The 25,654-nt window shown below is 68.0% G+C and carries 24 protein-coding genes and 1 pseudogene; 11 read left to right on the top strand and 14 right to left on the bottom strand.

Features of this window, described 5'->3' with window-relative positions; translation table 11 throughout:
* Positions 1–3: 3 nt before the first annotated feature.
* Entirely contained in the window at positions 4–1,371 is a 1,368-nt protein-coding gene (locus A5771_RS24465; protein WP_064856426.1) for a PPE family protein, SVP subgroup, read from the bottom strand.
* Positions 1,372–1,712: 341 nt separating this feature from the next.
* On the opposite strand from A5771_RS24465, the gene A5771_RS17315 reads away from it, so the two are divergent.
* The 8 genes from A5771_RS17315 (at position 1,713) to mnhG (ending at position 9,755) form a co-directional block, all read left to right on the top strand.
* Positions 1,713–2,729, top strand: coding sequence for a HAMP domain-containing sensor histidine kinase (locus A5771_RS17315; RefSeq protein WP_064856427.1), 1,017 nt, complete (start codon positions 1,713–1,715; stop codon positions 2,727–2,729).
* On the top strand, positions 2,729–3,385 hold the full coding sequence (locus A5771_RS17320; protein ID WP_064856469.1) for a response regulator: 657 nt from the start codon (positions 2,729–2,731) through the stop codon (positions 3,383–3,385). Before A5771_RS17315 ends, A5771_RS17320 begins: the two co-directional genes overlap by 1 nt.
* 285 nt (positions 3,386–3,670) lie before the next feature.
* Entirely contained in the window at positions 3,671–6,571 is a 2,901-nt protein-coding gene (locus A5771_RS17325) for a Na+/H+ antiporter subunit A (RefSeq protein ID WP_064856428.1), read from the top strand.
* Positions 6,568–7,017, top strand: coding sequence for a Na(+)/H(+) antiporter subunit C (locus A5771_RS17330; protein ID WP_064856429.1), 450 nt, complete (start codon positions 6,568–6,570; stop codon positions 7,015–7,017). Before A5771_RS17325 ends, A5771_RS17330 begins: the two co-directional genes overlap by 4 nt.
* A complete protein-coding gene (locus A5771_RS17335) occupies positions 7,014–8,612 on the top strand; it encodes a Na+/H+ antiporter subunit D (RefSeq protein WP_064856430.1) in 1,599 nt (532 codons plus the stop codon). Before A5771_RS17330 ends, A5771_RS17335 begins: the two co-directional genes overlap by 4 nt.
* Positions 8,609–9,136 carry a Na+/H+ antiporter subunit E gene (locus tag A5771_RS17340; RefSeq protein WP_064856431.1) on the top strand — a complete coding sequence of 176 codons (528 nt, stop codon included), beginning with the start codon at positions 8,609–8,611 and terminating at the stop codon, positions 9,134–9,136. Before A5771_RS17335 ends, A5771_RS17340 begins: the two co-directional genes overlap by 4 nt.
* The gene (locus A5771_RS17345) at positions 9,133–9,411 is read left to right on the top strand and encodes a monovalent cation/H+ antiporter complex subunit F (protein WP_064856471.1); all 279 of its coding nucleotides are present in this window, start codon (positions 9,133–9,135) and stop codon (positions 9,409–9,411) included. Before A5771_RS17340 ends, A5771_RS17345 begins: the two co-directional genes overlap by 4 nt.
* Positions 9,408–9,755, top strand: a complete 348-nt coding sequence (mnhG, locus tag A5771_RS17350; RefSeq protein WP_064856432.1) for a monovalent cation/H(+) antiporter subunit G — start codon at positions 9,408–9,410, stop codon at positions 9,753–9,755. Before A5771_RS17345 ends, mnhG begins: the two co-directional genes overlap by 4 nt.
* Here mnhG and A5771_RS17355 read toward each other — a convergent pair.
* The 13 genes from A5771_RS17355 to A5771_RS17415 all read right to left on the bottom strand — a co-directional run bounded on the left by A5771_RS17355 (position 9,740) and on the right by A5771_RS17415 (position 23,042).
* A complete protein-coding gene (locus tag A5771_RS17355) occupies positions 9,740–10,357 on the bottom strand; it encodes a class I SAM-dependent methyltransferase (RefSeq protein ID WP_064856470.1) in 618 nt (205 codons plus the stop codon). The genes mnhG and A5771_RS17355 overlap by 16 nt on opposite strands.
* 27 nt (positions 10,358–10,384) lie before the next feature.
* Complete coding sequence (locus tag A5771_RS17360) at positions 10,385–10,891, bottom strand: LpqN/LpqT family lipoprotein (RefSeq protein WP_082947296.1); 507 nt, start codon at positions 10,889–10,891, stop codon at positions 10,385–10,387.
* Positions 10,892–10,910: 19 nt separating this feature from the next.
* A complete protein-coding gene (locus A5771_RS17365; RefSeq protein ID WP_064856433.1) occupies positions 10,911–11,165 on the bottom strand; it encodes a hypothetical protein in 255 nt (84 codons plus the stop codon).
* A 65-nt stretch (positions 11,166–11,230) separates the two neighbouring features.
* Entirely contained in the window at positions 11,231–12,580 is a 1,350-nt protein-coding gene (locus A5771_RS23440; protein WP_064856434.1) for a hypothetical protein, read from the bottom strand.
* Entirely contained in the window at positions 12,577–12,891 is a 315-nt protein-coding gene (locus A5771_RS17375; RefSeq protein ID WP_064856435.1) for a DUF2563 family protein, read from the bottom strand. Before A5771_RS17375 ends, A5771_RS23440 begins: the two co-directional genes overlap by 4 nt.
* A gap of 79 nt (positions 12,892–12,970) precedes the next feature.
* Entirely contained in the window at positions 12,971–13,885 is a 915-nt protein-coding gene (locus tag A5771_RS17380) for an oxygenase MpaB family protein (RefSeq protein ID WP_064856436.1), read from the bottom strand.
* 92 nt (positions 13,886–13,977) lie between these two features.
* Positions 13,978–14,577 carry a DUF1707 SHOCT-like domain-containing protein gene (locus A5771_RS17385; RefSeq protein ID WP_064856437.1) on the bottom strand — a complete coding sequence of 200 codons (600 nt, stop codon included), beginning with the start codon at positions 14,575–14,577 and terminating at the stop codon, positions 13,978–13,980.
* A 55-nt stretch (positions 14,578–14,632) separates the two neighbouring features.
* Positions 14,633–15,421: an enoyl-CoA hydratase family protein gene (locus A5771_RS17390; protein WP_064856438.1), complete on the bottom strand. Its 789-nt coding sequence runs from the start codon at positions 15,419–15,421 to the stop codon at positions 14,633–14,635.
* Entirely contained in the window at positions 15,421–16,587 is a 1,167-nt protein-coding gene (locus tag A5771_RS17395) for an acyl-CoA dehydrogenase family protein (RefSeq protein WP_064856439.1), read from the bottom strand. The genes A5771_RS17390 and A5771_RS17395 overlap by 1 nt, the downstream gene beginning before the upstream one ends.
* A complete protein-coding gene (locus tag A5771_RS17400; protein ID WP_064856440.1) occupies positions 16,584–18,581 on the bottom strand; it encodes an acetyl/propionyl/methylcrotonyl-CoA carboxylase subunit alpha in 1,998 nt (665 codons plus the stop codon). The genes A5771_RS17395 and A5771_RS17400 overlap by 4 nt, the downstream gene beginning before the upstream one ends.
* Before the next feature lie 8 nt (positions 18,582–18,589).
* On the bottom strand, positions 18,590–20,185 hold the full coding sequence (locus tag A5771_RS17405; RefSeq protein WP_064856441.1) for an acyl-CoA carboxylase subunit beta: 1,596 nt from the start codon (positions 20,183–20,185) through the stop codon (positions 18,590–18,592).
* The gene (locus tag A5771_RS17410; RefSeq protein WP_064856442.1) at positions 20,182–21,330 is read right to left on the bottom strand and encodes an acyl-CoA dehydrogenase family protein; all 1,149 of its coding nucleotides are present in this window, start codon (positions 21,328–21,330) and stop codon (positions 20,182–20,184) included. The genes A5771_RS17405 and A5771_RS17410 overlap by 4 nt, the downstream gene beginning before the upstream one ends.
* Positions 21,327–23,042, bottom strand: a complete 1,716-nt coding sequence (locus tag A5771_RS17415) for an acyclic terpene utilization AtuA family protein (protein ID WP_109401186.1) — start codon at positions 23,040–23,042, stop codon at positions 21,327–21,329. Before A5771_RS17415 ends, A5771_RS17410 begins: the two co-directional genes overlap by 4 nt.
* 187 nt (positions 23,043–23,229) lie before the next feature.
* Here A5771_RS17415 and rpmF point away from each other — a divergent pair, with 187 nt between their 5' ends.
* From rpmF to A5771_RS17430, 3 genes and pseudogenes are all read left to right on the top strand, one after another.
* On the top strand, positions 23,230–23,403 hold the full coding sequence (rpmF, locus tag A5771_RS17420) for a 50S ribosomal protein L32 (protein WP_013827873.1): 174 nt from the start codon (positions 23,230–23,232) through the stop codon (positions 23,401–23,403).
* Between the two features lie 63 nt (positions 23,404–23,466).
* Entirely contained in the window at positions 23,467–24,159 is a 693-nt protein-coding gene (locus A5771_RS17425) for a response regulator transcription factor (protein WP_024442851.1), read from the top strand.
* Positions 24,159–25,580, top strand: a pseudogene (locus tag A5771_RS17430) (ATP-binding protein); the annotation flags it as partial. The gene A5771_RS17425 and the pseudogene A5771_RS17430, both read left to right, overlap by 1 nt.
* Positions 25,581–25,654 lie beyond the last annotated feature (74 nt).

The following is a 25,654-nucleotide window of genomic DNA, read 5'->3' on the forward strand; positions in this document are numbered from 1 at the left end:
TCCTTATCGGGACAGCAGCCGCTGCTTCTGTTCGGCGAACTCCGCTTCGGTCAGATAGCCGGCGTCGTGGAGTTGACCGAGTTCGCGGATTCCGGCCGCCAGTTCGATGACCGAGATCGCCGGCGATTGCGCGGCCGGCGCCGCAGCTTGCGCGGGTGCCTCCGAAGACTGCGCCGGCGATTTGGACTCGGCAGCCGGCGTCGGCGTGCCCTGCTGGCCGCGGTTCTGATTGACGGCGCCGGCCAGCGCACTGCCCCCCATGCCTGCCAGGGCCATCTGGCCGAACGCCGTTCCCAGCCCGGCCGGCGAGGGGCCGGCGGCACTGCTGAGCGGCGTCGAGAAACTGGCGTGGCGGATCTCCGGGGCTGCCTCAACCCAATTCGGCGGCACCGACAGCGCGCCGAGCGGGAAGGACTGACCGACTTTCACCGACTCGTGCGGCACCCGAAGGTTCTCGGTCGACGGCACCTGCGTCTCCGCTCCCAACTGGCTCAGGGCATCCAGAATGTTGATCTGGCCCCCGTGCAGCAGATCCTGGGTGTCGAAGATCTCGCGGGAGTCCATCTCCGCAAAGTACATTGCGGCGCCGGCCAGATAGACACCGACGATCGAGAGCGGCAGGGCGATGCCGATGCCCACCTCGTCGGCCGCAACGCCCAGCCACTCGAAGAACCCGGTCGGTATATCGGCCTGCGCCGGCAGGACCGACAACGGCGACGCGGCTTCCGACGAACCCGGCGCCGACGACAACCCGGAGGGCAGCTGCGACGGCAGGCTCTGTGCCATGTTGCCCGCGGAGTTGGCTCCGGCCGCCCCGGTGGCATCCTGGCCCAGCGGCCCGGCCGGGTTCGCGGTCTGTGGCGGCTGCTGGAACGGCTCCAATGCGGTGGCGCTCTTCGACAACGACGCGTAGCCGTACATGGCTGTCGCGTCCTGGGCCCACATTTCGGCGTATTGGGCTTCGTTGGCCGCGATCGCTGCCGCGTTCTGGCCCAAGATGTTGGTGGCCAGCAGCGTCATCAACGCCGCCCGGTTGGCCGCGATCACCGGCGGGGGCACCACCGTGGCGAATGTCGCTTCGTAGGCGGCTACGGCCGCCTTGACCTGCATGCCGGTCTTCTCCGCCTGGGCGGAGGTGGCGTTCAACCACGACACGAACGGGGTGATCGAGGTCGCCATCGCTGTCGACGAGGGCCCCAACCATGGCCCGCTCGTCAGCTCGGAAACCACCGACGCATAAGCGGTCGCCGCCAGATGAAGTTCGGCGGCGAGCCCGTCCCAGGCCGTGGCAGCCGAAATCATCGGACCCGGGCCGGCGCCGGTGTACATCATGCCGGAGATGACTTCCGGTGGTAACGCCGCGAAATCCATGTCTCAACCCCAGACGGCCTGCGGCACCGCGACCACGCTATTACCGGTGGCCGGTGGGTGCGCGCCGGTAATGCGGTTCATTGCAGGTGCATCCCTCCGGGTCTGGTTCGCTTGAGTTATCTGGGTTACTGTCGGTCTGATCTTGCGATCACTTCGCCCACCGCTTCTCTCGCGCACTCGCCACCCCGGGGTGGCATACGCGCCGTCAACGCTGACGCTGCGTGGGCGTAATTCCATTCTCCGAGCGGGAACCGCTCGCTCGCTATGGTGTTTGACCCCCATTCGAGGGCCGCTGCGACCCGTATGGACAAGCACGCGATGCGAAGACGATGGTGGGGGGTATGCACCGTTGGACAGCGGTCGCCGACAGGTTTCGGCGGCGAGCGCGAGCCCCTGCGCGTGGGCTTTTTCGCCGGGTCGTGCTGATCAACGGTCTGGTCTTCACCTTCGGCACGCTAGTGCTCGCCATGTCGCCGGCAACCGTTTCGGGCCCCGTTCGCGCGACCGAGATCCCGGTGCTGGCGGTAGGACTGGCGGTCGTGGTGGGGGCCAACGCACTGTTATTGCGGTCGAGTCTGGCGCCGTTGGAGCGGCTCGCCGCGGTGATGCGCCGAGTCGATCCGCGCCATCTCAGTGACCGGGCGGATGACCCCGGCGACGGCGACCTGCACCACCTCATCGAATCCTTCAACGGCATGCTGGACCGGCTCGAAACCGAGCGGGCCTCCTCGAGTGCGTTGGCGCTGAATGTGCAGGAGAACGAGCGGCAGCGCATCGCCCGGGAGTTGCACGACCAAATCGGCCAGACCCTCACCGTCGCTCTGCTCACCCTCAAGCGGGCGGCCGACGCCGCCCCCGCGGAGATCCGCGACGACCTCGGGGACGCCCAGGAAATCGTGCGCGCCAGCCTCGACGAGGTGCGCAGCATCGCCCGTCGGCTGCGCCCGGACGCGCTGGAAGACCTCGGCCTGCGCAGCGCCCTGCAGGCACTGTGCAACCAGTTCACCCAGGCGACCGGAATCGACGTCGTCAAGCAGATCGCCCCGCAAGCCGACCAGCTGACCCCGGACCTGAGCCTGGTCTGCTATCGCATCGCCCAGGAGAGCCTGACCAACATTGCCCGCCATTCCGGAGCGCAGAAGGCCTGGCTGGACCTGCACGTTAACGCCGCCGGAGAGCTCACGTTGCGCATCGCCGACAACGGCAAGGGCGGGATCAGCGTTGAAGGTGCCGGAATCACCGGCATGCGCGAACGGGCCCTGCTGGTGCATGCCGCCTTGACGATCACCTCCCCGAGCAACGAGGGAACCGAAGTCCGGCTGGTGGTGCCGGCCGGACCGAGTGCGGCGGGCCGGTGATGGCGATGCAGCCGGCGCGCATCATGCTCGCCGACGACCACGCCCTGGTGCGCAGTGGGCTGCGGATGATTCTGGATGCCGAGCCGGATCTGTGCGTGGTGGCCGAGGCGGCGGACGGGTCAGAGGCGCTCGCGGCCCTGCAGAACACCCCGGTCGATCTGGCCATCCTCGACATCGCGATGCCGCGGATGACCGGACTGCAGGCCGCCCGGGAGATCAACCGCAGCCATCCCCATGTGCGGGTGCTGATGCTGTCGATGCACGACAATGAGCAGTACTTCTTCGAAGCCCTCAAAGCGGGCGCATCCGGCTACGTGCTGAAATCCGTAGCGGACCGCGACTTGCTCGAGGCCTGCCGGGCGACGATGCGCGGCGAGCCGTTTCTGTACGCGGGCGCGGTGACCGCGCTGATCCGGGACTACCTGCACCGCACCCGGCAAGGGGAGGACTTGCCGGAGAACATCTTGACCCCGCGCGAAGAGGAAGTGCTGAAGCTGATCGCCGAAGGCTTCTCGGCGCGCGAGATCGCCAAGACACTGGGCATCAGCGCCAAGACGGTCGACCGTCACCGGACGAACACCCTGCAGAAGCTCGGTCTTCGCGACCGCCTGGCGCTCACCCGGTACGCGATCAGAGCTGGCCTGATCGAGGCCTAGCGGCGTTTCCAAGCGCGGCGGAGCCGGCGCAGCGGAACGCAGCCATGAGTCGTGATGAGGGTTCGACCCCCCACCGAATGGGAGTTGTATTCCATGGCGCTCGGCCGGTTCTTTGCGAAAACTGGATTTAGTTGCGGTGGGGGATTCGGTACACGTTTGAGCAGCGCTCGATGTGGCTGTCGTTGTCGCGACCGTATTATGGTGCTGTCCGGCGCCGCCCCTATGTCAGATATGTTGTACCAGAACTGATTCCATGGCCTGGATCAATTCGTTTTGTGGAGCGTGATGCTAGCGATACTGCTTGCCCATACCGTCGGCGCGGCCGCCGCACCCTGGCTGGTCCGCAGGTGGGGCCGGGCGGCGTTCTATCCCCTGGGCTTGATTCCGCTGGTATCGCTGGTGTGGGTGGTGCTGAACTGGCCGTCCGGCCCTGACGACAATCGTCGAACGACGGTGTCGTGGGTGCCCGGGTTGTCGATGGACATCGACCTGCGCTTCGACTCGCTGGCGGCGATCATGTGTGCCTTGGCAATGGGGATCGGCGCCCTGGTGCTGTTCTACTGCGCCGGGTACTTCCGTCCCGTCAGCCCCCACACCGATCTCGATCCGCGGCTGCCCAGCTTCGCCGCGAAGATGATCGGATTCGCCGGCTCCATGTTCGGACTGATGGTCGCCGACAACATGCTGGTGCTGTACGTGTTCTGGGAACTGACCACGGTGTTGTCGTTCCTGCTGATCGGTCACTACGCCGAACGTGCCGTGAATCGCCGCGCCGCCATTCAGGCGTTGGTGGTGACCACCGCGGGCGGCCTGGCGATGCTGGTCGGCATCATCACGCTGGGCAACACCGCCGGTACCTACCTGCTCTCGGAGTTGGTGGCGAGTCCGCCGTCCGGCACGGTGGTCACCGTCGGTGTGCTGCTGGTCCTGGTCGGCGCACTGAGCAAGTCCGCGATCATGCCGCTGCACTTCTGGCTGCCGGGCGCGATGGCGGCGCCGACACCGGTCAGCGCCTATCTGCACGCCGCGGCGATGGTCAAGGCCGGCGTCTACCTGGTGGCGCGGTTGACACCGGGGTTCGCCGACTCACCGGGATGGCGCCCCACCGTGGTGGTCCTGGGCCTGGCCACCGCCCTGCTGGCGGGCTGGCGTGCGATTCGCGAGTACGACTTGAAGCTGGTGCTGGCGTACAGCACGGTCAGCCAGCTGGGGCTGATGATCGTGTTGGTCGGCGCCGGCGGAAACGATCTGATGCTGGCCGGCCTGACCGCGATGTGTGCGCATGCGGCCGCCAAGGCGGCCCTGTTCATGGTGGTGGGGATCATCGACCACGCCACCGGCACCCGTGATCTACGCGAGTTGGCCGGCTTGGGGCGCCGCAGTCCGGGACTGTTCCTGGTCGCCGCGGCGGCCGCCGCCAGCATGGCCGGGGTGCCGCCGTTTGTGGGATTCATCGCCAAGGAGACCATCTTCGGAACCGAGGCCCAGGCGCCGACCCTGGGCGCCTCCATTCCCTACGTGCTGGGTGCGGCTGTGCTCGCCTCGACGTTCACCGTGATCTACAGCGCGCGGTTCGTATGGGGCGGTTTCGCCGGGAAGGGCCGGTCCGAGCCCAGCGACCATGTCGCCAAACTGCACCCGCCGACCGTCGCGTTCATGGCGGCGCCGGCGGTGCTGGCCGTCACGAGCCTGGTTTTCGGGCTGTGGCCGCTGGGGCTCGACTCCGTGCTGCACCGGTACTCCGACACCGTGCCCGACGGCGTGGACTACCACCTGGCGCTGTGGCACGGTCCGGGGCTCCCGGTATTCCTGTCGGCGACGGTGCTGGTCGTCGGCGCCGGCATCTTCCTCGGGCGCGGCGCACTGCAACTGTCCCGGTTGCGCCGGCTGCCGCTTGGCAAGGCCGATGAACACTACGACGAGTTCCTCCGGCTGCTCGACGTGGCTGCGGTCCGGTTGACCGCCGTCACCCAGCGCGGCTCACTCCCGTTCAACCAGGCGGTGATCTTCACGACGCTGATCCTGCTGCCGCTGGGCGCGCTCATGCTGGGTGCTCGTGACCGAGTCGATCTACAACTGTGGGATACGCCGCTGCAGCTCACCCTCGCAGTGCTGGTGGTCGCCGGCGGGGTCGGCGCCACGCGGGCTCGCAACCGGTTGTCCGCGGTACTGATGGTCGGTGTGACCGGGTACGGCTGCGCCGTGGCGTTCGCGTTCCACGGGGCGCCCGACCTGGCGTTGACCCAGTTGCTCGTCGAGACCGTGACCCTGGTGATCTTCGTGTTGGTGCTGCGTACGCTGCCCGCGGAGACAGCGCGCCCCACGATGGCGACGAACCGGCTACCGCGGGCGGTGTTGGCCATCGCGGTCGGCGTCAGCGTCGCTGTGTTCGGGGCCTTCGCGATGGCGGCCCGTACCGGTCAGGTTGTCGCCGACCTGTTGCCGGAGGCGGCTTATCTTCGCGGGTATGGCGCCAACACGGTCAACGTGATCCTGGTCGATATCCGGGCCTGGGACACCCTCGGAGAGATCTCGGTGTTGCTGGTGGCCGCGACCGGGGTGGCCTCGATGGTGTTCCGGACCCGCCGATTCGGCCGTGCGCCACGGACCGCGGATGCCGACGCATATCTCAAAGACCAGGGTGCCGCCACGCCCTACAGCCCCGCGATCGGGTCCACCACCTGGCTGCGCGGCAGCGACTACTACGACCCCAACCAGCGATCGCTGGTGTTGGAGGTCGCGAGCCGGGTCATCTTCCCGCTGATCATGGTGGTTTCGGTCTACTTCCTGTTCGCCGGGCACAACAACCCCGGCGGTGGTTTCGCCGGCGGGTTGGCTGCCGGACTGGCACTGGCGCTGCGCTATCTGGCGGGCGGGCGATATGAACTCGGCGAGACGCTGCCGCTGGACTCCGGAAAGATCCTGGGCGTCGGCTTGAGCCTGGTCGGGGGCACGGCCCTGGCGTCGCTGTTCGTCGGCGCGCCGGCGCTGTCGTCCGCGGCAATTACCTTCACCCTGCCGGTACTGGGTCAGGCGAAGCTGGTGACTTCGTTGTTCTTCGATGTGGGGGTGTATCTGGTCGTGGTCGGCATGGTGCTCGACGTCCTGCGTAGTCTCGGCGCCCGGCTAGATCAGGTGCAGGAGCTGCAACGGCCCGTGCAGCGCTCGGTGGTGAGGGCACCATGACCGCACATCTGGTTCCGTTGCTGATGGCCGCCGGTCTCACCGCCTGCGGGGTGTACATGCTGCTGGAGCGCAACCTCACCCGAGCGCTGCTGGGCCTGATGATGGTCGGCAATGCCATCAACCTGTTGATCATCGATGTCTCCGGGCCGGGCGGTAGCCCACCGATCTACAACAGCACCGAGGGCATGGAAACCGACGCGGACCCGCTGGCCCAGGCCATGGTGCTGACGGCCATCGTCATCACCATGGGCATCGGCGCGTTCGTGCTGGCGCTGATCTACCGCTCCTACCACCTGACCACCGAAGACGACATCGGCGACGACGAGGAGGCGACCCGGCTGTCCCAGCTCTCCGACGAGGAGATCATCGCCGCTGAGGCCGACGACAGTGAGCCGGTGGCGCCCGGCGAATTGGACGCCGTCGCCGAAAGCGGGGTGTCCCGGTGAGTCTCGCTACTGTCCTGGTCCCGCTTCCGGTGCTATTGCCCACGCTGGGCGCGGCGCTGACCCTCATCGTCGGCCGGCGGCCGAAGTTGCAACAGCCGATCACCATCGGTGTGCTGGCCGGGGACGTCGCCGTGACCGCCGCGCTGCTGTTCCTCTCCGACCGGGGGGGCACCTTGGCTTTGCACGTCGGCGGCTGGGGTCCGACCAAGGGCGGACGCGGGCCGCTCGGCATCACCTTGGTCGTCGATCGGTTATCGGCGCTGATGCTGATCGTGTCGGCGGTCGTGCTGCTGGCGGTGATCATCTACGCCATCGGCCAGGGGGTCCGCGACGGTGACGACCGCCAGCCGGTGTCGATCTTTTTGCCCACGTATCTGACGCTGTCGGCCGGTGTCTCCCTGGCGTTCCTGGCTGGCGACCTGTTCAACCTCTTCGTCGGGTTCGAGATGCTGTTGGCCGCGAGCTTCGTCTTGCTGACCATCGGTGCCAGCGCCGAACGGATCCGGGCCGGCATCGGCTACGTGATGGTGTCGATGGTGTCGTCGTTGATCTTCCTGCTCGGTATCGCTCTGGTCTATGCCGCAACCGGCACGCTGAACCTGGCTGAGCTGGCCACCCGCACCAGCGGCCTGCCCGACGGCACCCGCAGTGCGGTGTTCGCGGTGTTGCTGGTGGCGTTCGGCATCAAAGCCGCCGTCTTCCCGCTGTCGGCCTGGTTGCCCGATTCCTATCCCACGGCACCCGCCCCGATCACCGCCGTGTTCGCCGGCATCCTGACCAAGGTCGGGGTCTACGCGATCATCCGGGCGCATTCCCTGCTGTTTCCCGACGGTGGTTTGGACTCGGTGCTGCTCGTCGGGGCGCTGCTGACCATGCTGGTGGGTATCTTCGGGGCCATCGCCCAGAGCGACATCAAGCGAATCTTGTCTTTCACGTTGGTCAGCCATATCGGCTTCATGGTGTTCGGGGTGGCGCTGTCGAGCGAGTTGGGCATGTCCGGCGCCATCTTCTACGTGATGCACCACATCATCGTGATGACGACATTGTTCTTGGCGGCCGGACTGATCGAACGTCAGGGCGGGGCGTCGTCGCTGAAGCGGCTCGGCGGCTTGGTGGCGAACCCGTTGCTGGCATTCATGTTCTTGGTCCCGGCGTTCAACCTTGGTGGCATACCTCCTTTTTCGGGCTTCATCGGCAAGACGGCGGTGCTCCAGGCCGGTGTCGACGACGGGTCGGTGCTGTCCTGGTTCCTGGTGGGCGGTGCGGTGGTGACCAGTCTGCTGACGCTGTATGTGCTGGCGCGGGTGTGGAACAAGGCGTTCTGGCGCCTGCGCAGCGACGCCCCCGAGGGTGAGCTGGTGCGGGCCGCGCCGCCGGTGCTGCTCGACGATGTCGCCGAGGTCGCCTTCGACGACCGCGAGGATGTCGGGAAGATGCCGTTAGGGATGGTGGTGCCGACGATCGCGTTGATCGTGCTGGGGCTGACGTTCACCGTGCTGGCCGGCCCGATCTTCGGCTACACCGAGCGCGCCGCAGCCGAGGTGCTCGACCGGGGCGAGTACATCTCGGCCGTATTGAGCGGAGGTCTGCCGTGAGATCGATCGCACTGCGGATCTTTTCGGTGTCGGCGTTGGCGACCATCTGGACGCTGCTGTGGGGCCGCTTCACCGTCCCCAACATCGTCCTCGGGATGGTAGTCGCCGTGGTCATCATGGTGCTGTTGCCATTGCCGCCGGTGCCGGTGCAGGGTCGGGTGCATCCGTGGTCGGTGCTGCAGCTGCTGGGACTGTTCGGCTGGTACCTGGTGGCGTCCAGTGTCCAGTTGATGTGGCTGGCGATCAGACCCGGGCCCCCGCCGCAGACCGGGGTGCTGCGGGTGCCGCTGAACATCAAATCCGATCTGGTGTTGGTGATGGCGTCCAGCATCACCACGCTGATTCCCGGATCCATCGTGCTGGAGATCGACCAGGTGCGTCGCATCCTGTACTGCCACGTGATCGATGTTGGAAACGCGCGTTCAGTCGAGCGGTTCTACCACCAAGCCGCGCACGTGGAGCGACTGTTGATCGCCGCTTTCGAGCGCGACGACGAGTGGCAGCCGGCGGGGGGAACCGCATGACCGTCATCTGGGCAACCGCGGGCGTGCTGCTGGGGGCCGCCGCGATCATCACCATGTATCGGCTACTGGCCGGGCCCAGCACGCTGGACCGCCTGGTGGCGCTGGACACCCTGGCCGCCATGACGATGTGCGGTATCGGCATTTGGGCGGCCGTCACCCGGGACACCACCGCGACGTACAGCCTGACGGCGCTGGCGTTGGTCGGATTCATCGGATCGGTGAGCGTGGCCCGTTTCCGGGTTCCCGACGATCCCGAACTGCGGAGGCAATCGTGATCGTGCTCGACGTGGTGGCCAGTCTGCTGGGGCTCGCCGGGGCGGTGCTGGCGCTGACGGCGGCGATCGGGGTGGTGCGCTTCCCGGACACGTTGGCCCGGATGCACTCAGCCACCAAACCGCAGGTACTGGGGCTGATATTGGTGCTGATCGCCGCATTGTTCCGGTTGCGCGGCAGCCACGACGCCGGGATGGTGACGGTGAGCATCATCTTCACCCTGATCACCGCGCCGGTTGTCGCCCACCGGGTGGGCCGACTGGCCTACCAGGAGCAGGACATGACCGAGGTGCTGGCCGTCGATCAGTTGGTCGAGCTCACCGACGAGGATCAGGCTGCGCGCTGAGCTGGCCGCAGCACGGCGACCAGAAAGTCGGAATCGTCGGTGAAAGGCTTCAGGTCCCAGGTGCCCAGCAAGAGATCGGTCGCGAACCCCGCGGTCGCCGCGTCGTCGAGGAACTGGCTGAACTCGTAGTCCCGGTCGGCGCCGAAACCGATCACGGTCCGCCCGTCCTCGGCGCAGTGGTGGCGCAGCCGGCGCAGTATCTCGACGCGGGTGCTCGGGGCGACGAACGTCATGACGTTGCCGGCCGACACGATCACCTCGAACGGCTCGGCGATGCCGCGGGCGGGCAGGTCCAGTTCGGCCAGGTCCGCGACGAGATAGCGTGGCCCCGGGTGATCCTGCTCGGCCGCCTCGATGAGCTCGGGGTCCACGTCGACACCGACCACGTCATGACCGGCGCCGGCCAGCACGCCGGCCACCCGGCCCGGGCCGCAGCCGGCGTCGAGGATGCGGGCGCCGCGGGAGGCCATCGCATCGATGAAGCGCGCTTCGCCGGCGAGATCGTTACCGGCGCGAGCCATTTGACGGAAGCGCTCGATGTACCACTGCGAATGCCCGGGATCGGCGGCGACCTTTTGCATCCAGAGGCTCTGCTCGACCATGCGTGCCATTCTCGCAGGGCTGCTGCGTCACCGGTCGGGCAGGCGGACTTCCAGCGCATCGAGGATGGCCTGCTTGGCGGCGACGTAGTGCGGGTTGTCGACATCGGTGGTCTGGATGGTGACGGTGACCGCCCAGATCCGGTCCTTGGCGTTCTGCACCGCGACGATCAGGCCGGTTGCCGGCCGGCCCTGCAGGTTGTAGCTGATCGTTCTACTCGGAAAACCCGATACGGTTCCGGGGGTTTCGGCGTCGAGTTCACCGACGATGTTGGCCACCGCGGCGCGTTCCTTGGCCAAGGCCTGCGATGGAAGCCCGACCTGGCCGGTGAGTTCTTCGCACGTCACCACCGCGTTGGGGGTGAAGCCGTGCCGGCGCAGTTCCTGGTTGTAGAGGACGCCGCGAAGTGGCGGGGAGTCGTTGCTGGGCATGAACTCCCAGCCCGGTGGCTTCGGGAGGGTGATCGTCGGTTCACCGGGGGTGCGGGGAGCCAATGTGATCGGTCCGGAGCCGGCCGGGTGGTCGGCGGCTTTCATGACAGGTCCTGTCGGTGCGTCACGAACGAGAACCAGGCCAGCGCCCGATCGGCCAGCGCTTGCGGACGTAGACGGCGCCGAAGCCTAGGTAGGCGAAGAAGGCTCCGCCAACGACTGCGCTGACCAGATCCGATGCCTCCGGATACTTCACCGAGTCGTAGAGCGCGACGGCGAACAACGCGGCACACACCATCGGACCGATGACCCAAAACAGCCACTTCGACTTCGCGTCCTTGCGGGGGTCCACCGGAATTGCGATGACAAGCGCGACCATACCGGCGATGAAGATAATGCGCTCTGCGTTGCTGATGGTGATCGTTCTCCTCTGGCTGCGGCGTCTCAGCCGAACAGGCTACGCCAAACACTGTGTGACACATCCGAAATCTCTTCGCCCATCTTCTGGCCGATGTCGCTGCCGATCACGCCGCCGACTACCGCACCGACGCCAGCGCCGATGACGGTTCCGGGCCCCGGGGCGATCATGGTCCCGAGCCATGCCCCCGCTTCGGCCCCGGTGCTGGCGCCGACCAAGCCACCGCCGATATCACCCGCGGTTTTGGCGCCGACGTTGACCAGAGTGGTGCTCAGGGCGGCACCGTTGCTCACGTCGTTGGCGCCCTCCACGATCCCGTTCACGCCGGTGAATAAGTTTCCGGCGAAACCCAGACGTTTGCCGAACTTCTCGACGTTCTCCAATGCAGTGGTCACCGGGAGGCCTCCGGGAATCGCGGCGCTCGGTGATCCGCCCGGAACGAACGCCGGCAACTTCGCTGGATTGGCGGGTACGTTCGCTCGTTCACCTGCCGCCGCGAGCCCGTCACCGACGTTGCCCCATTTCCCGCCGACCTGGGCCGGTTGGCCGGGCGGTGCCGGCGGGGCGCCGGGACGGGTCATCACCGGCGTGCCGGGTGCCAGCCAGGGCGCGATGACCCCGGCGGCGCCGTTACCGCCCGTAGCGTCGGACATCCCGGAGCCGCTGCCCGCCCCACCGGCGCCACCGTCAGCACCGGAGCGGCCGTCGGCCGTGCGGTTGGTCGGGCCGCCGGCTCCCGCGCCGCCGTCGGCCCCGCCGTTCTCGGCGTCGTACTTGCGGATATCGGGGTTGTAGCCGTCCTTGACCCGCAGGTTGGTCATGGTCCCCTGCAGGCTCTTGGAGTAGGTGTCGCGGATGACCGTGGCGTTGTGCAGGGCCGTCGCGGTGTCGTTATAGGCCAGTTGCCGCGCCTGCGCGATGTCGGCGTCGTGGTTCTGGCCCTGACTGGCCTGATTGAGGTAGACACCGATCTGGGCGTCGAGGACCAGCAAGTTGGCATTGAGCGCCGTCATATTGGCCTGCGAGGCCGCGCGGGCCTGGGCCAGGTTGCCGGCGATGGTCTCCAGGTCGGCGGCGATCTGGCCGAGCTGTTGATTGGTGGCGTGCAGGCCGTCTTTTACGCGCTGCACATCGGCGCCGTTGTTGATCGGCTGTTCGCCGTTCTCGCGGTTGTATTGCTGAAAGTGTTGCTGGGCGGTTTGGAAGGTCTGCTCGGCGGCGGTGGCCGAGCCGGCGGCCTGGTGGAACGCCTGGGCGAGGAAGTGGATCTGGGTGGGGCTGCCGGCCTGCAGGCTGTCGTCGACCGCCCACGGGTCACCGCCGGCATGGGCGATGAGGTCGGCGATCTGCAGGTGTTGCAGGCTCGGGCGGCTCACTGCTCGGTGCCGGGAGCTACGTCTCGCAGCCGCTTGGCGTTGTGGTCGTCCATGCGGGTGAAGGCCGTGGCGGCGGTGCGCACGTTCTCGGCGATGCCGGTGAGGTTCTGGTGGTGATCCCGCAGCGCGTCCCGGTGGCTGTCTTTGGCGGTGCCCAGCGCGGCGTGGAAGCTGTGGGCGGCGTCGAAGTCACCGAACATGCCGGTGCTCACCCCGGCCAGCCCGAGGCGCTGCGCACCGGTATTGGCGTGGCCACCGGCGTCGTCGGAGACGTCGGCCCCGGTGCGCAACGCGTGCGGGTTGACGTGCATCGCCGGTACCTTCCGTCGGCCTGGTCCGAGGTCAAAGCGTACCGGCGGACGCAGCGACGTCAATTCACCTCGACGGCTGCTACACCAGCGGACGGCCAGTACGGATGCGTCGATCCAGATCCCACAGAATCAGGTTGAAGGGGAAGCTGCGGAGGAACTTGGGCAGCAGATTGTTGACTCCGCGGATCAGGCCCATCAACCGGTCGAACCGGCGTTGGCGCTGCGCATCCCACGGCAGCAGCATCTCGTCCCGGAAGCGCTGGGGCAGGAATCCGGTGGTGATCAGCAAGGCGAGCCGTTCGTTCGCCCGCTGCAGTGGCCCCGGCAGGGTCAAGCCGCGCATCCGGCTCGCGGCGATCGGCTCGAGGTAGGCGCGGACGGTGTCGTCGATGTGCACCTTGTCCAGTTGCTCCTGCCAGTACCGGTCGAAGGCGGCCCGGTCCGCCGGCCACATGTCCTCGGAAACCTGGAGCATGGTGGCCATGGCCTTGCCCTCGTTGTGGTAGTGGCGGTCGGCGTGCTCGTCGTCCATCTCACCGAGGAAGATGCGGTGGATATCGACGTTGCCCTTGTACAGGCAGGCGCCCACCCACAGCTGCAGATCGCGGTCGAAGGCGTTGTACTTCACCGGGCTGTCGTCGATCGAGCGAACCTGCCGGTGGACACTGTCCACCGCCGCCCGGAACGCGGCCTGCTGTTCGACGCTGCCCTGGGTGGCCACGACCAGATAGGTGAACGTGGTCCGGGCCCGCTTGATCGGGTGCAGGTCAACGCGCCCGCTTTCGACGCGGCTCTCCAGCACGCCATAACCCACCTCGGGACGCGCGAGTTGCATGATCACGTTGGCCGGCCCGGCCAACAGGGCCACACCCATCATCATGTTGTCGGTGCAGGCGACCTGGGGTAGCAGCGAACGCCGGCGAGGTGTGGCGTGCGTACCTGTCGAATCGCTCACCGAACGCTCCACCAAGGGAATCGGCTCGCTGATCGTCATGGCTGCACCTCGCAATTGTGAGAACGTCTGTTTCCTGATATTGCCGAGTCGTGAGCGCGGTGTCAAATAGTTGAATGTCGACTACCGGAGCGTCAGCTACGTGGTTTGCGCTGCTTGCGCTTGATGCCCACGCCGCCCCACAGCGAGAAGCCGCGGACCCGCACCGTGGGCGCGCCCGGGGTGCCGCGGCCGTCGACCTGCTGGTCGAAGCCGCCCATCACCCCGTGGCCCCGGATGTCGACGTTGACTTCCGGCGGCAGCAGAATAGTCTGCCCGCCCATGATCGAGTAGGCGTTGATCTCGACGTCGGTCGCGGTGAAGTCGGCGTAGCGCAGATCGATCACGCCGCCGCCCCACAGCGAGAAGGTGGTCAGCCGCCTGGGCACGTTCCACCGCCCGCGCCGCTCGAACGAACCCAAGATCGCCAGCAGCAGCGTGGAGGGAGCGGGATTGCAGTCGCCGCCGCGGTGCGGGCACACCGAGGAACCGGGAAGGTCGGCGCGCAGCCCGTCGAGCTCGTCGTAGGTCTGTGCCGCGTAAGCCTTGGCCAGCCGGTCCTCGTACTCACTCATCGGCAGTTGGCCCTGCGCAGCGGCATCGCCGAGCAGCTGCGCCAACTCGATCCGGTCGGCGTCCGCGGCACGCGATGACGTGTCGGGTGTGTCGTGGCGTCGGCTGGCTGAGTTCCTCATTGGCTAGACAGCCTACGACGAACCGCTATGCCGTACGCAAGGTTGTCCGAAGTGGCTACCCGGACCAGCTGGGTGGACGCTTCTGCAAAAAGGCCAGCATCCCTTCGCGGGCCTCGTCGGAGACGAACATCCGTGCCGAGGCCACACTGAGCCGCTCGGCGTCGCGGTCGAACCCGGCCAGCACTGCGGCGGTGGTCAGCGCCTTGGAGGCCGCCAGCCCCTGCGGGGAACCCCGCCGCAGATCGCTCACCAGGCCGGCGACGGTGGCCTCGACATCCGCCGCGTTCTCCACGGCCAGCGTGATCAGTCCGATCGCGGCGGCTTCGGCCGCGCCGAACTTCTCCCCGGTCAGGTAGTAGCGGGCCGCGGCCCGCGGAGACAGCTTGGGCAGCAGGGTCAGCGAGATGATCGAGGGCGCCACGCCGATCCGGGCCTCGGTCAGCGCGAAGGTGCTGGCCGGTCCCGCGACCGCGATATCGCACGCGCCGATCATGCCCATCCCGCCGGCTCGCACGTGGCCGTCGACCGTGGCGATCACCGGCCGCGGGCACTCGACGATCGCCCGCAGCAACGCCGCCATTTCGCGGGCCCGGTCAGCGGCCAGGTCGCCGGGATCGCCGCTGGAGGCCTCACTGAGATCCGCGCCGGCGCAGAACGTGTTGCCGGTGTGGCCGAGCACCACCACCCGCACGTTCGGGTCCGCGGCGGCGTCGCGCAGGCCGGCATGCAGTTGGGCGACCAGCCGGCTCGACAGCGCGTTGCGGTTGTGCGGCGAATCCAGCGTCAGCCGGGCTGACCCGTCTCCGGTGTCCTCGGGCCCGGTGTAGGAGACCAGGGTGTCCATCAGTACGACCGGGGCAGGCCCAGCGACGTCTGCGCGACGAAGTTGAGGATCATCTCCCGGCTCACCGGCGCGATCCGGGCCAGCCGCGACACTGTCACCGCCGCGGCGATGCCGTACTCCTTGGTCAGGCCGTTGCCGCCCAGGGACTGCACCGCCTGGTCAACCGCCCGCGTCGAGGCCTCCCCGGCGGCGTACTTGGCCATGTTGGCCGCCTCGGCGGCGCCGAAGTCATCACCGACGTCATAGAGCGTCGCCGCCTTCTGCATCATCAGCTTGGCCAACTGTATCTCGATGTGGTTCTGCGCCAAGGGGTGCGACAGGCCCTGGTGCGACCCGATCGGGGTCTTCCAGACCTGCCGGGTGCTGACGTAGTCGACGGCCTTGCCGATCGCGAACCGGCCCATGCCGACCGCGCTGGCCGCGCCCATGATGCGTTCGGGGTTGAGCCCGGCGAACAGCTGCGCGATCGCGGCGTCCTCCGAACCCACCAGCGCGTCGGCCGGCAGCCGCACATCGTCGAGGAACACCTGGAACTGACGCTCCGGGCTGATCAGCTCCATCTCGATCGGCGTGTAGCTCAGGCCGGCAGCGTCGGTGGGCACCACGAACAGCGCCGGGCGCAGGTTGCCGGTCTTGGCGTCCTCGGTGCGGCCGACCACCAGCACCGCCTGGGCCTGGTCGACGCCGGAGATGAACGTCTTCTGCCCCTTGAGGATCCAGTCCGAGCCGTCCCGGCGCGCGGTGGTGGTGATCTTGTGCGAGTTCGATCCGGCGTCGGGTTCGGTGATGGCGAACGCCATGGTCAACGAGCCGTCGGCGATGCCGGGAATCCACCGCTTCTTCTGCTCGTCGGTGCCGAACTTGGAGATGATGGTGCCGTTGATGGCCGGCGACACCACCATCATCAACAGGCCGCAGCCGTTGGCCGACATCTCTTCCATGACCAGCGACAGCTCGTACATCCCGGCGCCGCCGCCGCCGTACTCCTCGGGCAGGTTGACGCCGATGAAGCCGAGTTTGCCTGCCTCGTTCCACAATTCGTCGGTGTGCTGGCCGGCGCGGGCCTTCTCCAGGTAGTAGTCCTGGCCGTAGTTCGCGGTCATCGCCGCGACGGCCTCGCGCAGTGCGCGGCGTTCGTCGTTCTCGATGAAGCTGGTGTCGCTCATTGGTTGTCTCCTTCAGCGGGGGTGGGTGTTTCGGGTGCTTCGACACGGGCCAGGATCGCGCCGACCTCGACCTGGTCACCGGGTTTGACGTTGAGGTGGGTGAGTACCCCGTCGGCGGGTGCGCTGATGGTGTGCTCCATCTTCATGGCTTCCAGCCAGATCAGCGGTTGTCCGGCGGTCACCGGGTCGCCGAGTTCGGCACCCAACCGGATCACGTTGCCGGGCATCGGCGCCAGCAGCGACCCCTGTTCGACCGCGGATTCGGGATCGGGGAATCGCGGCAACGCCACCAGGTGCACCGGACCAGCGGGGGAGTCGACGTAGATGTCCTGGAAAGCCGAGCCGTAACGGGCCACCGTAAAGGTGCGCGCCACCCCGGCCGCATCGGCCAGCACCACCTCGTGCGGGGTGCACGAGACCAGGCTGACGTCATCGTTGATGACCAATCCGGTTCGGGTAAAACGGTATTCGACCCGGTGCTCGGTACCGTCATCATCGGCGTAGGTCTTGGTCTGGTATCCGGAAGCCAGATTGCGCCAGCCGCCGGGAACGGAGCCGAACGCCACTGCGGTGGCCCGGTTGTGCGCGGCGTCGGCCAGCGCGGCCGCGATTGCCGACGCCCGCACGGCCGCGGAGCCGGCCAGCGGCGCGGACAGCTCGGCCAGTCCGTGGGTCTCGAAGAACGCCGTGTCGGTGGCACCGTCGAGGAAAGCCGGGTGGCGTAACACGTTGACCAGCAGGTCGCGGTTGGTGCGCAGGCCGTGCAGCCGGGCGCGCGCCAGTGCGCCCGCCAGCACCGCCGCCGCCTGACGCCGGGTGGGCGCGTAGCTGATCACCTTCGCCAGCATCGGGTCGTAGTGAATGGACACCGTGGACCCGTCCTCGATGCCGGAATCCAGCCGCACCCCGGTGTGCCGGCACAGACCGTGGAACCGCGCGGCCACCCCCGGGATGTCGATGGCGTGCACCAGCCCGGCCTGCGGCTGCCAGCCGCGGGCCGGATCCTCGGCATACAGCCGCGCCTCGATCGAATGGCCCTGCGCGGCAGGCGGTTGCGGCTCGAGCCGGGCGCCGTCGGCCACCGCCAACTGCAGCTCGACCAGATCGCAGCCGGTGGTCTCCTCGGTCACGGGATGTTCGACCTGCAGCCGGGTGTTCATCTCCAGGAAATAGAACGCACCGTCCTCGTCGGCCAGGAACTCCACGGTGCCCGCGCCGGCGTAGCCGATCGCGTTCGCCGCCAGCCGGGCCGCCTCGAAGAGCTTGTCCCGCATCCCGGAGATGCGCTCCACCAGCGGGGAGGGGGCCTCTTCGATGACCTTCTGGTGGCGGCGCTGGATCGAGCATTCCCGCTCGCCGACCGCCCACACCGTGCCGTGCGCATCGGCCATCACCTGAACCTCGATATGGCGCCCGGTGGGCAGGTAGCGCTCGCAGAACACCGTCGGATCCCCGAACGCGGACTGGGCTTCCCGCTGGGCGGCCGCCACCTCGCCGGCCAGCGCCGACAACTCGCTGACCACCCGCATACCCCGGCCCCCGCCGCCGGCTGACGCCTTGACCAGCACCGGGAGTTGCGCGGTGGTGACGCCTGCCGGGTCGAGTTGTTCGAGCACCGGGACCCCGGCGGCGGCCATCAGCTTCTTGGCCTCGATCTTGGAGCCCATGGCGGTCACCGCGCCCACCGGCGGCCCGATCCAGGTCAGTCCGGCGGCCTGCACCGCGGCGGCGAATTCGGCGTTCTCGGAGAGGAATCCGTAGCCCGGGTGCACGGCGTCGGCACCGGCGGCCTGCGCCGCGGCGATGATCGCCTCCGCCGACAGGTAGCTGGTGGTCTCCGGCAGGCGCACCTTCTCGTCGGCCTCGGCGACGTGCGGCATGCCCGCGTCGGGATCGGTGTAGACCGCGACCGTGCCCAGGCCCAGCCGGCGGCAGGTGGTGAAGACCCGCCGGGCGATCTCGCCGCGGTTGGCCACCAGAACTTTGCTGATCATGGGAGTCCTCACATCCGGAAGACGCCGAAGTTCGACGTCCCCTCGACCGGGCCATTGGCGATGGCGGACAAGCACATTCCCAGTACGGTGCGGGTGTCGCGTGGGTCGATCACCCCGTCGTCGTAGAGCCGGCCGGACAAGAACATCGGCAGCGACTCCGCCTCGATCTGGGCTTCGATGGCGGCCCGCAGCGCGGCGTCGGCTGCCTCGTCCACCTGCTGGCCGCGGGCTTCGGCGGCCGCGCGGCTCACGATCGAGATGACCCCGGCCAGCTGCGCCCCGCCCATCACCGCCGCTTTGGCCGACGGCCAGGCGAACAGGAATCGCGGATCGTAGGCCCGCCCGCACATGCCGTAGTGCCCGGCGCCGTAGGAGGCGCCGATCAGCAGCGAGATGTGCGGCACCGTGGAATTCGACACGGCGTTGATCATCATCGAGCCGTGCTTGATCATGCCGCCCTCTTCGTAGGCTTTGCCGACCATGTACCCGGTGGTGTTGTGCAGGAACAACAGTGGGGTGTTGGACCGGTTGGCCAGTTGAATGAACTGGGTGGCCTTCTGGGATTCCTCGCTGAACAGCACGCCGCGCGCGTTGGCCAGGATGCCCACCGGGTAGCCGTGCAGCCGGGCCCAGCCGGTGATCAGCGACGAGCCGTACATCGCCTTGAACTCGTCGAACTCCGATCCGTCGACGATGCGGGCGATCACCTCCCGCGGGTCGAACGGGATCCGCAGGTCGGCGGGGACGATGCCGATCAGCTCCTCGGTGTCGTATTTCGGCTCGACGACCGCGAGGGGTTTGGGGCCCTGCTTGACCCAGTTCAGCCGGGCCACGATCCGGCGGCCGATCCGCAGCGCGTCCAGTTCGTCGTTCGCGAAGTAGTCGCCCAGGCCCGAAGTGCGGGAGTGCATCTCGGCGCCGCCGAGGGATTCGTCGTCGGACTCCTCGCCGGTAGCCATCTTCACCAGCGGCGGGCCGGCGAGGAACACCTTCGAGCGCTCCTTGATCATCACCACGTGATCGGACATGCCGGGCACGTACGCACCGCCCGCGGTGGAGTTGCCGAACACCAGCGCGATGGTCGGGATGCCGGCAGCCGAGAGCCGGGTCAGGTCGCGGAACATCTGACCGCCGGGAATGAAGACTTCCTTCTGGGTGGGCAGGTCCGCTCCGCCGGACTCCACCAAAGAGATCACCGGCAACCGGTTCTCGAAGGCGATCTGGTTGGCCCGCAGGATCTTTCGCAGTGTCCACGGGTTGGACGTGCCGCCCTTGACCGTCGGGTCGTTGGCAACGATCATGCACTCCACGCCTTCGACCGCGCCGATCCCGGTGACCAGACTGGCCCCGACCTGGAAGTCGCTGCCCCACGCGGCCAGCGGACACAACTCCAGGAACGGGGAGTCGGCGTCGATCAGCGCCTCGATGCGCTCGCGCGCGGTGAGCTTGCCGCGGGCGTGGTGGCGTTCGACGTACTTGGGGCCGCCCCCGGCGAGCGCTTTGGCCAGCTCGGTGTCGAGTTCGGCGAGTTTGTCGGTCAGCGCTGCTGCTGCCTCGGTGAACGCGGGGGAGGTGGGGTCCAGGGTGGACTTCAGAGTTGTCACGCTTGGTATCCAAGGCTCTTGGCGGCCAGCGAGGTGAGGATTTCGGTGGTTCCGCCGCCGATCCCGATGATCCGCATGTCCCGGTATTGGCGCTCCACCTCCGATTCGGCCATGTAGCCCATCCCGCCGAACAGCTGCACGGCCTGGTTGGCCACCCACTCGCCGGCCTCCGCGGCGGTGTTCTTGGCGAAGCACACCTCGGCGATGAGGTTGTACTCCCCGGCCAGCTGCCGCTCGACGACGTGGCGGGTGTAGACCCGGGCCACGTCGACGCGGCGGGCCATCTCCGCAAGGGTGTTCTGCACGGCCTGCCGGGAGATCAGCGGCCGGCCGAAGGTCTCCCGGTCCCGGCACCACGCCAGGGTCAGATCCAGGCAGCGCTGCGCGCTGGCGTAGGCCTGCGCGGCCAAACCGACGCGCTCGGAGACGAACGCCGCGGCGATCTGGGCGAAGCCGGTGTTCTCGGCGCCGACCAGGTTCGCCACCGGCACCCGCGCATCGACGTAGGACAGTTCGGCGGTGTCCGAGGACCGCCAACCCATCTTGTCCAGCTTGCGGGTCACCTCAAAACCCGGCGTGCCGCGCTCGACCACCAGCAGTGACACCCCGGCCGCGCCCGGCCCGCCGGTGCGCACCGCGGTGACCACATAGTCGGCGCGCACCGCGGAGGTGATGAAGGTCTTGGACCCGTTGACCACATAGTGGTCACCGTCCAGGCGCGCGGTGGTGCGCAGGTGGCCGACGTCCGAGCCGCCACCGGGTTCGGTGATGGCCAGCGACCCGATCTTCTCCCCGGCCAGGGTGGGAGCGACGAACTCCTCGATCAGCCGGGTATCGCCCGAGGCGATCATGTGCGGCACCGCGATACCGCAGGTGAACAGCGAGGCGAACACCCCGCCGGGGGCCCCGGCCTGGTGCATCTCCTCGCAGATGACCAGCGCGTCGGCACCGTCGCCGCCAGCGCCGCCGACTTCCTCGGGGAAGCCGGCGCCCAGCAGTCCCGCCTCGGCGGCTTTGCGGTGCAGCTCGCGGGGCAACTCGCCGGTGCGTTCCCACTCATCGATGTTCGGTGCGATCTCGCGTTCGACGAAAGCGCGCACGGTCTTGCGCAACGCGTCACGCTCGGGGGAGGTCCAGATGCTCACAGTGTCCCTTCTGACAGCAACGGTTCGGGAATGTCGACATGACGGCTGCGCAGCCATTCGCCCAACCCCTTGGCCTGCGGATCGAATCGGGCTTGGTAGGCCACGCCCTGCCCGAGGATGTCTTCGACGACGAAGTTCACCGCCCGCAGCTTGGGCAGCACATGCCGGGTGACCGGCAGCTCGGCGGTCTCGGGCAGCAACTCCCGCAGCTTCTGCACGGTCAGCGTGTGGACCAGCCAGCGCCACTGGTCGTCGGTGCGCACCCAGACCCCGACGTTGGCCGAGCCGCCCTTGTCGCCGCTGCGGGCGCCGGCGATCAACCCCAACGGCGCACGCCGGGTCGGGCCCGCCGGCAGCGGCTCGGGCAGGGCAGGGTCCTCGGCCGGCTCGAGGGTGCGGGTCTCGGTCGCGGCCGGGATATCCACCCGGGTGCCGTCGGCGTGCACCGCGACGTGCGGCACCGCCGCTGCGTCGACGTAGCCCGGCGTGAAGACGCCGTAGACCTGGCCCTCGCTGGGCGGGGCGGTGACGCAGAAACCGGGGTAGCTGGCCAGTGCGAGCTCGATACCGGCCGCGGAGAACTTGCGGCCCACGTTGGCCGGGTCCGGGTCGCGCACCACGCAGTGCAGCAGGGCGCTGGCGGTCTCCTCGGTGTCGGCGTCGGGATGGTCGGTGCGGGCCAGCGTCCACTGCAGCTCGGCCGGCCGGATGGTCAGCGCTGCTTCGAGCTGGGTGCGCAGCAGCTCGGCCTTTTCTTCGATGTTCAGGCCGGTCAGCACGAACGTGGTGGAGTTGCGGAACCCGCCGATGCTGTTCAGCGACACCTTGCAGTCCGGTGGTGGCGGCTCACCGGTAACGCCGGAGATCCGCACCCGGTCGGGGCCGTCGGAAGACAGTTCGATGCTGTCCATCCGGGCGGTGACGTCGGGGTTGGCATAACGGGCCCCGGTGACCTCGTAGAGCAGTTGCGCGCTGACGGTGTCGACGCTGACCAGCCCGCCGGTGCCGGGATGTTTGGTGATCACCGACGATCCGTCGGCGTGGATCTCGGCGAGCGGGAAGCCGGGATGCAACAGTTGCTCGGTGGGAATCTCGGTGAAGAAGGCGTAGTTGCCGCCGCTGGCCTGGACACCGCACTCGATCACATGCCCGGCCACCACCGCCCCGGCGAGCCGGTCGTAGTCGGTGCGTTCCCAGCCGAAGTGCGCGGCGGCGGGCCCGACGATCACCGAGGCGTCGGTGACCCGGCCGGTGATCACCACGTCCGCGCCGCCGGCCAGGCACTCGACGATGCCCCAGCCACCCAGGTAGGCATTCGCGGTCAGGGGCGTCCCCAATCCGAGCTCGGCGGCGCGGGGGAGCAGGTCGTCTCCCTCGACATGGGCCACCTTGGCCGGGATGCCGAGGCGGTCGGCCAGTTCGCGCACCGCGGCGGCCAGGCCGGCCGGATTGAGCCCGCCGGCATTGGCCACGATACGAACACCCTTGTCACGAGCCAGGCCGAGGCATTGTTCGAGCTGGGTGAGGAAGGTCTTGGCGTAGCCGCGCTCGGGATGCTTCATCCGGTCCCGGCCCAGGATCAGCATGGTCAGCTCGGCCAGGTAGTCGCCGGTGAGATAGTCCAGGTCACCGCCGGTGAGCATCTCCTGCATTGCGGCGTGACGGTCGCCGTAGAAGCCTGAGCAGTTGCCGATCCGAACCGCTGCTGTCATCCCACATCCCATTCCTCAACCAACCGGTAGGTTAGCCGGTACCGCCGGTGTCGCGTCAAGATGGGCGGCCGGCGCCCGCAGTCGTCGGAAAAGTCATTTTGGAGCCGACGCTGATCACCCGCTATCCTTTCGGGAGTCCGCCGCTGGCGTCTAGCGGCAACATGTCAACTTGAGGAGAGGCCCGACCATGGCCGTGCCGAAGCGCAGGATGTCGCGCGCGAACACTCGTTCCCGCCGCGCGCAGTGGAAGGCCGAGGCAACGGGCCTGGTCAACGTGTCGGTCGCCGGCCGCGCCCACAAGGTGCCGCGGCGGCTGCTCAAGGCGGCCCGCCTGGGTCTGATCGATCTCGACCGCCGCTAAAAGGGCTCCGACACGAGCGGCGCTTTACCCACCAGATCGCCCATCAATGATTGGATAGCACCTATGGCTACCCGGGTACTGGTTGTAGATGATGACCGCGCGGTGCGTGAGTCGCTGCGCAGGTCTCTCTCGTTCAATGGCTATTCGGTCTCGCTGGCCACCGACGGCGTCGAGGCGCTCGAGGCGATCACCAGCGACCGGCCGGACGCGATGATCCTGGATGTCATGATGCCGCGGCTCGACGGCCTGGAAGTCTGCCGTCAGCTGCGCAGCACCGGTGACGACCTGCCGATCCTGGTGCTGACCGCCCGCGACTCGGTCTCCGAGCGGGTGGCCGGCCTGGACGCCGGCGCCGACGACTACCTGCCGAAGCCGTTCGCCCTGGAGGAGCTGCTGGCGCGGATGCGGGCCTTGCTGCGCCGCACCACCGCCGAGGACCTGTCGGAGTCGGTGGCGATGTCCTTCGAGGATCTGACGCTGGACCCGGTCACCCGCGAGGTCACCCGCGGTGACCGGCAGATCAGCCTGACCCGCACCGAGTTCGCCTTGCTGGAGATGTTGATCGCCAACCCGCGCCGGGTGCTTACCCGCAGCCGCATCCTCGAGGAGGTGTGGGGCTTCGACTTCCCCACCTCGGGCAATGCGCTGGAGGTTTACATCGGGTATCTGCGTCGTAAGACCGAAGCCGAAGGGGAGCCGCGGCTGATCTACACCGTGCGCGGGGTGGGTTACGTGCTTCGCGAGACACCTCCCTGATGCAGTTTTTCCACCGGCGGCAGGACGGCGCTTCGGCGCAGAACACATCCCTGTCGCTGCGCTGGCGGGTGATGCTGCTGGCGATGTCGATGGTGGCGTTGGTAGTGGTGTTGATGGCCGTCGCCGTCTACGCGGTGATCTCGGCGGCGCTGTACAACGACATCGACAATCAGCTGCAGAGCCGCACCGAGATGCTGATCGCCAGCGGTTCGCTGGCTGCCGATCCGCGCAAGGCGATCGAGGGCACCGCCTACTCCGATGTCAACGCCATGCTGGTCAACCCCGGCCGGTCGATCTACACCGCCAACCAGCCCGGCCAGCGGCTGCCGGTCGGACAGCAGGAGAAAGCCGTCATCCGCGGCGAGCTGTTTCTGTCGCGGCGCACCGCGGCCGGCCAGCGGGTGCTGGCGGTGCACCTGCCCAACGGCAGCACGCTGTTGATCTCCAAGAGCCTGGCGCCCACCCGGGCGGTGACGATGAAGCTGCGCTGGGTGCTGCTGGTCGTCGGCGGGGTCGGCGTGGTGGTGGCCGCCATCGCCGGCGGGATGGTCACCCGGACTGGCCTGCGGCCGGTGGGCCGGCTGACCGAGGCGGCCGAACGGGTGGCGCGCACCGATGACCTGCGGCCCATCCCGGTCTACGGCAGCGACGAATTGGCCCGGCTCACCGAGGCGTTCAATGCGATGCTGCGCGCGCTGGCCGAGTCGCGGGAACGGCAGGCACGGCTGGTCGCCGACGCCGGCCACGAACTGAAGACCCCGCTGACGTCGTTGCGCACCAACGTGGAGCTGCTGATGGCCTCCGCGGCGCCGGGCGCCCCGCAGCTACCCGAGGAGGAGATGGCCGAACTGCGCGCGGACGCAATCGGTCAGATCGAGGAATTATCCACGCTGGTAGGCGATTTGGTGGATCTGACCCGCGATGACCGGCGCGAGGCGGCGTCCGAACAGGTTGATCTCACCGAGGTCGTGGACCGCAGCATGGAGCGAGTCAGGCGGCGCCGCAACGACATCGACTTCGACATCGAGGTGGTTCCCTGGCACGTCTACGGTGATGCCGCGGGCCTCTCCCGAGCGGTGCTGAACTTGCTTGACAACGCCGCCAAGTGGAGCCCGTCCGGCGGGATCGTCCGGTTGCGGATGCGTCAGATCGACCCGTCGCACATGGAGATGGTGGTGTCCGACCTGGGGCCGGGAATTCCGGAGAACGAGCGGGACTTGGTGTTCGAGCGCTTCTTCCGGTCCGATCAGGCCCGCGCGATGCCCGGGTCCGGCCTGGGCCTGGCGATCGTCAAACAGGTGGTGCTCAAGCATGGCGGGGCGATCACCATCGAAGACACCATTCCCGGCGGTCAGCCGCCCGGGACGTCGATCCGGATGGTGCTGCCCGGTGGGCCCCCGTCCGCCGGCGAGATACCGGCCACGTCGGTCACAGGCGGTTCTCAGTCCATGTAGGCATGGTGGTGAAGCAACTTCGCGTCTCTAGGAGCAGGCAA

Origin of the sequence: Mycolicibacter sinensis (assembly GCF_001667375.1) — a bacterium.
Lineage (GTDB): Bacteria > Actinomycetota > Actinomycetes > Mycobacteriales > Mycobacteriaceae > Mycobacterium > Mycobacterium sinense_A.

Coding starts and splice junctions, on each gene's coding strand:
- A5771_RS17390 (WP_064856438.1), bottom strand. CDS start 15,421: ATGGACACCCTGGTCTCCTACACCGGGCCCGAGGACACCGGAGACGGG.
- A5771_RS17385 (WP_064856437.1), bottom strand. CDS start 14,577: ATGAGGAACTCAGCCAGCCGACGCCACGACACACCCGACACGTCATCG.
- A5771_RS24465 (WP_064856426.1), bottom strand. CDS start 1,371: ATGGATTTCGCGGCGTTACCACCGGAAGTCATCTCCGGCATGATGTAC.
- A5771_RS17360 (WP_082947296.1), bottom strand. CDS start 10,891: ATGAAAGCCGCCGACCACCCGGCCGGCTCCGGACCGATCACATTGGCT.
- A5771_RS17365 (WP_064856433.1), bottom strand. CDS start 11,165: ATGGTCGCGCTTGTCATCGCAATTCCGGTGGACCCCCGCAAGGACGCG.
- A5771_RS17325 (WP_064856428.1), top strand. CDS start 3,671: ATGCTAGCGATACTGCTTGCCCATACCGTCGGCGCGGCCGCCGCACCC.
- A5771_RS17375 (WP_064856435.1), bottom strand. CDS start 12,891: ATGCACGTCAACCCGCACGCGTTGCGCACCGGGGCCGACGTCTCCGAC.
- A5771_RS17395 (WP_064856439.1), bottom strand. CDS start 16,587: ATGAGCGACACCAGCTTCATCGAGAACGACGAACGCCGCGCACTGCGC.
- A5771_RS17320 (WP_064856469.1), top strand. CDS start 2,729: ATGGCGATGCAGCCGGCGCGCATCATGCTCGCCGACGACCACGCCCTG.
- A5771_RS17345 (WP_064856471.1), top strand. CDS start 9,133: ATGACCGTCATCTGGGCAACCGCGGGCGTGCTGCTGGGGGCCGCCGCG.
- A5771_RS17355 (WP_064856470.1), bottom strand. CDS start 10,357: ATGGTCGAGCAGAGCCTCTGGATGCAAAAGGTCGCCGCCGATCCCGGG.
- A5771_RS17425 (WP_024442851.1), top strand. CDS start 23,467: ATGGCTACCCGGGTACTGGTTGTAGATGATGACCGCGCGGTGCGTGAG.
- A5771_RS17400 (WP_064856440.1), bottom strand. CDS start 18,581: ATGATCAGCAAAGTTCTGGTGGCCAACCGCGGCGAGATCGCCCGGCGG.
- A5771_RS17415 (WP_109401186.1), bottom strand. CDS start 23,042: ATGACAGCAGCGGTTCGGATCGGCAACTGCTCAGGCTTCTACGGCGAC.
- A5771_RS17315 (WP_064856427.1), top strand. CDS start 1,713: ATGCACCGTTGGACAGCGGTCGCCGACAGGTTTCGGCGGCGAGCGCGA.
- rpmF (WP_013827873.1), top strand. CDS start 23,230: ATGGCCGTGCCGAAGCGCAGGATGTCGCGCGCGAACACTCGTTCCCGC.
- A5771_RS17330 (WP_064856429.1), top strand. CDS start 6,568: ATGACCGCACATCTGGTTCCGTTGCTGATGGCCGCCGGTCTCACCGCC.
- A5771_RS17380 (WP_064856436.1), bottom strand. CDS start 13,885: ATGACGATCAGCGAGCCGATTCCCTTGGTGGAGCGTTCGGTGAGCGAT.